The 6,685-nt window shown below is 32.6% G+C and carries 8 protein-coding genes; 3 read left to right on the forward strand and 5 right to left on the reverse strand.

The genetic code is table 11. The annotated features are described in order from the left end of the window. Positions 1 to 1,320 (reverse strand): glycosyltransferase family 2 protein, encoded by a 1,320-nt coding sequence (locus tag LCM00_RS24045; protein WP_224906727.1) that lies wholly within the window; start codon positions 1,318 to 1,320, stop codon positions 1 to 3. 240 nt (positions 1,321 to 1,560) lie between these two features. Here LCM00_RS24045 and LCM00_RS24050 point away from each other — a divergent pair, with 240 nt between their 5' ends. After that, the gene (locus LCM00_RS24050) at positions 1,561 to 1,995 is read left to right on the forward strand and encodes a hypothetical protein (protein WP_014462118.1); all 435 of its coding nucleotides are present in this window, start codon (positions 1,561 to 1,563) and stop codon (positions 1,993 to 1,995) included. Positions 1,996 to 2,201: 206 nt separating this feature from the next. Here the strand turns inward: LCM00_RS24050 and LCM00_RS24055 are convergent, their stop codons facing one another. The 3 genes from LCM00_RS24055 to LCM00_RS24065 all read right to left on the reverse strand — a co-directional run bounded on the left by LCM00_RS24055 (position 2,202) and on the right by LCM00_RS24065 (position 3,570). After that, positions 2,202 to 2,630, reverse strand: a complete 429-nt coding sequence (locus tag LCM00_RS24055; RefSeq protein ID WP_014462117.1) for a spore coat protein — start codon at positions 2,628 to 2,630, stop codon at positions 2,202 to 2,204. Between the two features lie 25 nt (positions 2,631 to 2,655). Then, positions 2,656 to 3,216, reverse strand: coding sequence for a spore coat protein (locus tag LCM00_RS24060; RefSeq protein ID WP_014462116.1), 561 nt, complete (start codon positions 3,214 to 3,216; stop codon positions 2,656 to 2,658). Between the two features lie 138 nt (positions 3,217 to 3,354). Beyond that, positions 3,355 to 3,570 carry a spore coat protein gene (locus LCM00_RS24065; RefSeq protein WP_014462115.1) on the reverse strand — a complete coding sequence of 72 codons (216 nt, stop codon included), beginning with the start codon at positions 3,568 to 3,570 and terminating at the stop codon, positions 3,355 to 3,357. A 296-nt stretch (positions 3,571 to 3,866) separates the two neighbouring features. On the opposite strand from LCM00_RS24065, the gene LCM00_RS24070 reads away from it, so the two are divergent. After that, on the forward strand, positions 3,867 to 4,688 hold the full coding sequence (locus tag LCM00_RS24070; RefSeq protein WP_014462114.1) for a YncE family protein: 822 nt from the start codon (positions 3,867 to 3,869) through the stop codon (positions 4,686 to 4,688). Positions 4,689 to 4,830: 142 nt separating this feature from the next. Here the strand turns inward: LCM00_RS24070 and LCM00_RS24075 are convergent, their stop codons facing one another. Continuing rightward, a complete protein-coding gene (locus LCM00_RS24075; protein WP_014462113.1) occupies positions 4,831 to 5,574 on the reverse strand; it encodes a hypothetical protein in 744 nt (247 codons plus the stop codon). Between the two features lie 559 nt (positions 5,575 to 6,133). On the opposite strand from LCM00_RS24075, the gene LCM00_RS24080 reads away from it, so the two are divergent. Beyond that, positions 6,134 to 6,685 (forward strand): PIG-L deacetylase family protein (locus tag LCM00_RS24080; protein WP_224906729.1); only part of this gene is annotated, 552 nt, incomplete at its 3' end.

Genomic DNA, 6,685 nt, shown 5'->3' on the forward strand with positions numbered 1-6,685 from the left:
CTAGTCAAGGTATTTTAAGAAATCACTCCAACTGGAGTGATTTTTTTTCGTGATACTTAACGGATGTTCCCTTACGTTATAAACTGTCATATCCTTATATAACAATCGATGTGTTTTTATTAGATCATTTAATACACTTACATCCTCATACATTCGTCCTCCTTCAAAATCAATTAAAGGAAACCCGTTATTTTGTTTTAAAGTCGACGTACGATAGATGCGAGGTCCTAAGGGAAATACATAAGAAAGAAGGTCGTTTCTATTGAGAATCGCTCGTCCTTTCCTTAACCCTTTATACCTTATATTTTCTTCTCCATTCTGCTTCCATGCTCTTAAATTACCGTAGAGAACAGCTACATCTTCCTTTAAATTTTCTAAACATCTTCTTATAGTGTAAAATGCATCTGGGTCTAGCCAGTCATCGGCATCTAACTCCATGACAAATTCTGTTTCAACATATGATAGAGCCGCATTAAGAGCCCTTGCTTTCCCACCATTATCTTTACTAAGAAACCTAAAACCTGGTGTGTTTTTAAAACTTTTTATAATCTCTAGGGAATGATCGTTTGATCCATCATCAACTACTATTATTTGTTCTGGAAGACTACTTTGCAGAATACACGAGTTAATAGCTATCCCTACATAATTAGCCATATTATAATTAGCTATAATAACAGCAATTGAAGGAGCTAAGTTCTGTTTCTCTAACTTTTGCTGATACTTCTCTATAAAATTTAACTTTTGAAGATTACTACTGGTTTTATCTATGAATGTTTGATTAACCAATTTATTCGGTGAAGAAGCGATAGATAGTTCATCTACTGTTAAAAGCCAAGATGGAAGAACAGATTCTTTAAATGGAACGTGGCATCTCAAAGAGAAGGGATGTTGTTGGAGAAAAGAAGCCTTTGACAAAAACGGTCGCTGTATAACTTTATTATTAATTGTGATATCGTAAGTCATTACAACTTTCTCATCATCTAATGCTAATTGATGCTTCGTAATACTATTATCTAAATAATCATAACTATACAAGAACATGACATATTCACAAGACAGTGATTGAATGTGATGATTTAATGTTAACCCTAAATCATTATCAAGTAAGTTTATACATTTTGTCTTTGCACCTTCAAAAGTCAATCCTAATTGGTTTAAAGTCTCCGGTATGTCCAAGATAATAATTTCATCTATACGATTATTAATAAGATGCACCGAATCTATAGCTTTTTTTATCGAACTTGAGTTTACATATCCAATTAAAAACAAATGAATATCCTTCATATATACTCCTCCGCCTTTAAAAATTCTAGCCATCATGAGGCCTCATTAAGCTGTTTTCCTGACACCTAATTTATTGCTTTACATATGATCATTCTATGTGTATCTCTCAGTATGTATGGTTTAAATTCGAACACTTTTTCATTAAAAGAATCCTTAATCAGATGTTAATCTAATTAATAACAGTTTAAATAACACTATAAGGTAATTAGTTTGTCCAATCACTACAGGTCACCATTTCATATAGTAATAGTACATAGAAAGGAGGTTAAAAATACCATGACGATATTATTAGATTCTAGAACATCTCAAAATGCTAGTATAGCTAACTCTATTTCTATCCCTATTACACTTCTCTCTAATCCAGGTCTATTCGGTCAAATTGGCCTCAACGTTACAAGTGCTACAGGTGCTATTCGTACTCAATTAAGTGGTACTGTAGCTTGCCAATTACCACTCCTCCCTGTCGCAACTACTGTTACAATTACTATTGTAAGAGGTACTGCCTTTAACGACCCAGTTGTCTACTCTTCATCGGAGGCGTTGAATATTAACCTTTTAGGACCACAGCTTTTTACGTTTACTGCTTCAGATTTTAATGTACCAAAGCCAGCTTCTAATCTTTTAATTTACACAGCTTTCATCACTTGTAACATCCTAGGAACTGTGAGAGTTGGACCAGAAAGTTTTAATGGAGTTGCTTATTCGGATTAAGAATATTATTCAATTTTATTTAATAAAAAAGTCTTCGCTTTTATAAACGCGAAGGCTTTTTTACTTTCTTTTATTTACTAAAACACGCACGAATAAATTTAGCTAAATGCATTCACAGAATAAAATTCCCTGTTTATTCTGTTTTCCTATATAGGATTACAATAATTTCCCTTCCTTGTTTTTACGCTCAGAAGGTTAGTTACATATTAAAGGATGTCTAATGTAACTAAGATAGCGATTAATACTTGTAATAGTACTTGAAGATTTACAGCGATATCTGTGTCAGTAGCTGTAACATTTACATTTGTAGAGTTTTCAATAATTGTTTTTTGAGAATTTTTTTGTTTAATGCTAGCGAATTGTTTTAGTTCTTCAACGACGCTGTTTCCTTGCACATTATCACCGATTGTAATACGAACTACTACTGCAATAGCTATCTGTAAAGCTACTTGAATAGTCGCTGCAATTTGAGTATCTGTCGTTTGTACTCTAACACCTTCTGAATCTTTAACAATAATTTTCTCAAAAGATTTTTGTTCAGTAGCAGCTATTTGATCAGCTTCTTGCCATACGTCTCTACCACTGAACCGTTTATTTTCACAATGGTCTAGTGCTCTCCATTTTCTTTCACCCATTTTTCTCACCTCGTTTAATTTTTAATTAAAGAACATCGACAAGTACAATAATAGCTACTAATACTTGTAACAATACTTGAACGTTAAGAGCCACGTCTGTATCAGTGGTTGTAATTTCTACGTCTTTAGAATTCTCAATATAAATTTTTTGTTTATTTGTTTGCTCTATTTCAGATAGCTGTAATAAGTCTTGAAGCACACCATCTTTTTGAACAGTATCGCCGATGGCAATACGGATTACAATAGCGATGGCTACTTGGATAGCCACTTGAATACCGATAGCTGCTTGAGTATCTGTTGTAGTGACATTAACATCACAAGAATCTTTGATCCAAATTAATTCATCTGATTCTTGGTCAATTAAAGAAAGTTGATCTGCCTCTTGAACTACTTCTGCATTAAAACTTTCAAAACTCTCCCTACTTTCGAAACTCTCACGACTATTATAGTAATCATATTCCGTAGATTCACTTTCATAGTGATCTACTTTACAGCCATCTTTACAATGCTTCTTAGGATCATCTTTTTTATGTTTGCTTTTGCATTTTTTCTTTACATCGTAAGAATAATACTTTTTAGATGACATAACTAACACTCCTTTTTCATGGTATGTATTAATATATGAACATACCAATCAATAGGATTGGGCCAATTGACCATTGAGTGCAACCATTTTAAAAAACAACAAAAACGCCTATTTAACGGCGTTTATAAATAATATAATTTATTTTTTTTTATTGGTAGCATTTGTTTGTTTTACAAACTCATCCACTCGTTTTGACAAATCTTCAACCATTTCTTTAAGCATTTGTTTCTTCTCTTCAGATAGGTTTCCTTTAATTTTTTCTTTATCTATGCCATGTTTAGAAAAAACATCGTTTACTAATAAGTCCATTAACTTATTTGGAACAATCTCCGGTTTTTTAGGTGAATCACTCATATTAATCGCTCCTTCTATATAAGGTCGTTATTCATAACAACATATGCAGGAATGGCCTAAAAGGAAACAATTCCCCCTTGTTTTCACATGTTGTTGAAGCGATTTTTTACTCACCAATATTTTCATTTAAATAAAAACAGTAGCATTTCTATCTTAGGTTAACTGTACTAGCCATCTCTGTCGCCTAAAAATTTAAGATAATAAAATAAATTTAACATCATATATTTGTACATAAGGTAAGTGCCTTATGTTTTCAACAATTTTCTTAACAGTATTTATGAAAAGAGTTGAGTTAAATGGGAAAAAAAGCAAAGGTTGTGCATGTTGCAGGTGATTTTTTATCTCCAAAAGGAAAATCATCTACTAATCAAATTTATACAATAAATGAGGATAACAATACGGTTTCTGTGATGGATGGATTAACTGATGATTTAATTGCCACTATAAATGTAGGACGTCAGCCAGCAAACGTAAATGGCAATCCATCTACTAATCGTATTTATGTGACTAATAAAGGTGATAATACAGTTTCCGTCATTGATGCAGGTACAAATACAGTTATTGGAATTATTCCAGTTGGGAGTCAGCCTTCAGGTGTAGGGGTTAATCCCTACACGGATAGAGTTTATATCACAAATGCTGGGGATGATACTGTTTCCGTCATTAATGGTGCAACCAATATTGTTGTTGCCACAATACCTGTAGAAACCCACCCAATTAATTTAGATGTCCATCCCTATATTAACCGTATTTATGTAGCTAATAAATTTAAAAATACAGTCTCTGTCATTGATGGATTGACGAATGCTGTAATGGCTACAGTGCAAGTCGGTGATCAGCCTACTGACCTAGGGGCTAACCTATCTAACAATCGTATTTATGTAGCTAATAAAAATGGTGATACCGTTTCCGTCATTGATGCAGGTACAAATGCTGTAATTGGAATAGTACCTGTCATAGAACAACCTTCTATGGTTGATGTTAACGCAGCCAATAATCAAATTCACGTAACGAATGAAGAAAATAGTGTAGTCTCTGTCATTGATGGTGCCACTAATATTGTCATTGCTACCCTCCCTGTCGGTGATCAGTCAACTTATACAATAACCGATACCTAATATAAGAACATAACGTGGATACTTATGTTCTATAAGAGGTGGCATAACCATGATTTTATTTTATAACCTGTAGCAACAATAATCTTATAGAAACACAATTATTGTTGCTACAATTAATGATTTCAAATATTTCTTAAGGAGTTCACTCTTTATCAAAATTTCTCCATTTTTGATAAAGAGAAGGTTGAATATCTTTAACATGAGATAAAAATTCTTTTGATAAGTTTAATCCCTTCAAATCTTTTAGTAATTTAATAGGAGTAGGTCGCTTAGAACTAAAAGCTCTTTTAAGATCAATTATTTTTAAATTTCCCTGTTCAGTTATTAGAACATGCCGTAATTCCGTATCTTGTCTACGAAAACTTAATTTCTTTAATTCATTAAAGAGGCTTATCAATTGTACAACCAAAGCCTTTTCTATATATTGATTTTTTTTCAGATGTTTTGCCAAGGAAATTCCTTTTATATATTCCATGACTATGTAATTTGGTCCATAATCGTAGAGATGAGGAATAATAAAAGACGACTGCCCCACTTTTATTGCTTCTAACTCTTTTTTATATACCTCTTCCTTAAAAAATACTTTTACACATCGATTATCAGTCAATTGATAAATAACACCATCTTTGCCTTGTCCAACTACCTTATACCTTTTAAAATTCATAAGTTCATTTTCTTTTTCTCCTATTAATTTCTGAGAAGAGTGCCCAAATGCTTTATCATTCAACAAGTCTAATTTTTTAACGCTGTTAGACGGAACAAGCTGGACATTATTATTACTCAGCAGCTGATACTTTTTCTTATTGTGCCATTTAAAGAGAGTTTCTTTCGGAAGCCTATCCCACCTATCATAATCACTACGATAATGAAAATATGATTTTCCCATTCTGTTCCTCCTTCCCCATTTGTTATTCTATTCGTTTATAAATAAATTGCTTGTATACTTATCCATCTACATATAAGTTCGCGAAAAATTTTTGTTCAAATCCAAGACAAGCACCCTCTCCTGTTACCAACGGTTACATACTATAGTAATGAAAGAGGTGAATATTGATATGAAGTATAAAGAAGATTGGACTTTGGAAGAGAAAGATCATAAAAATCCTTGTAAAAAGTGTGAGAAACATAAAAAACATGATTCTTGTAAGGATACTTGTAAAGAAATGAGAGTTATAAATTTATGGAAATTAAACTCTAAGTATTAATTTTACCTAAAAAAGAAATAAGACCTATTGGCATTTAGCAATAGGTCTTATTTCTTTTATGGCTCTACTTTTTCTTACTACTAAAATTACATAATGAAAGAAGCAACAAATATGCCTTCTATATTAATTAGTATAGCTCTAATTTTTAATTCTCCGCCAATGACGGTTTCTAATATCTGGATAAGCTCATATATTGTTTATAGTACAAGTATAGAAGAAAAAGCTACAGGAGGCACAGATATGAGCAATTGTATATTAGTAATCGGGGCTCATCCTGATGATGAACTATTAGGAACCGCAGGAACCTTAAAAAAATTTGTAGATGAAGGGTATAAAGTAATTTCGGTAATTACTGCTTTGGGCAGAAAGGAAGAAGCTCATCATATTCAGAAATTTGGTCGACTTGCTAATAAAGAAATTGGTATTGAAGAAGTAGTATTTCTTGAGCATGTCAATTTGGAACTAGAAATGATTCCTCTTCACGAATTAACGAAAGAAATCGAGCAGCTTATCAAAAAATACAAACCGGTCAAGATTTTTACACATCACTATGGAGATCTAAATAGAGATCATCAGATCACTTTTCAGGCGGTATTAACTGCAACTAGACCACTCCCATATACTTCCCCCATAGAATTAATTACATTTGAAACCGTTTCGTCGAGTGAATGGGGTGCTTTCTCTTGTGAAAAGACATTTAAACCAAATTTTTTTGTAGATGTTACGGCCACCATGGAAAGTAAACTTAATGCCCTTAAACATTATGATCTCGAAATGAGATCGTTCCCTCAT

Origin of the sequence: Bacillus infantis (assembly GCF_020171945.1) — a bacterium.
In the GTDB taxonomy this organism is placed as follows: domain Bacteria; phylum Bacillota; class Bacilli; order Bacillales; family Cytobacillaceae; genus Bacillus_AB; species Bacillus_AB infantis_A.

What these genes read in the sequence shown, in the direction of transcription:
- LCM00_RS24045 (WP_224906727.1), bottom strand. Translation starts at nt 1,320, where the DNA reads ATGATGGCTAGAATTTTTAAAGGCGGAGGAGTATATATGAAGGATATT.
- LCM00_RS24075 (WP_014462113.1), bottom strand. Translation starts at nt 5,574, where the DNA reads ATGGGAAAATCATATTTTCATTATCGTAGTGATTATGATAGGTGGGAT.
- LCM00_RS24060 (WP_014462116.1), bottom strand. Translation starts at nt 3,216, where the DNA reads ATGTCATCTAAAAAGTATTATTCTTACGATGTAAAGAAAAAATGCAAA.
- LCM00_RS24055 (WP_014462117.1), bottom strand. Translation starts at nt 2,630, where the DNA reads ATGGGTGAAAGAAAATGGAGAGCACTAGACCATTGTGAAAATAAACGG.
- LCM00_RS24050 (WP_014462118.1), top strand. Translation starts at nt 1,561, where the DNA reads ATGACGATATTATTAGATTCTAGAACATCTCAAAATGCTAGTATAGCT.
- LCM00_RS24065 (WP_014462115.1), bottom strand. Translation starts at nt 3,570, where the DNA reads ATGAGTGATTCACCTAAAAAACCGGAGATTGTTCCAAATAAGTTAATG.
- LCM00_RS24070 (WP_014462114.1), top strand. Translation starts at nt 3,867, where the DNA reads ATGGGAAAAAAAGCAAAGGTTGTGCATGTTGCAGGTGATTTTTTATCT.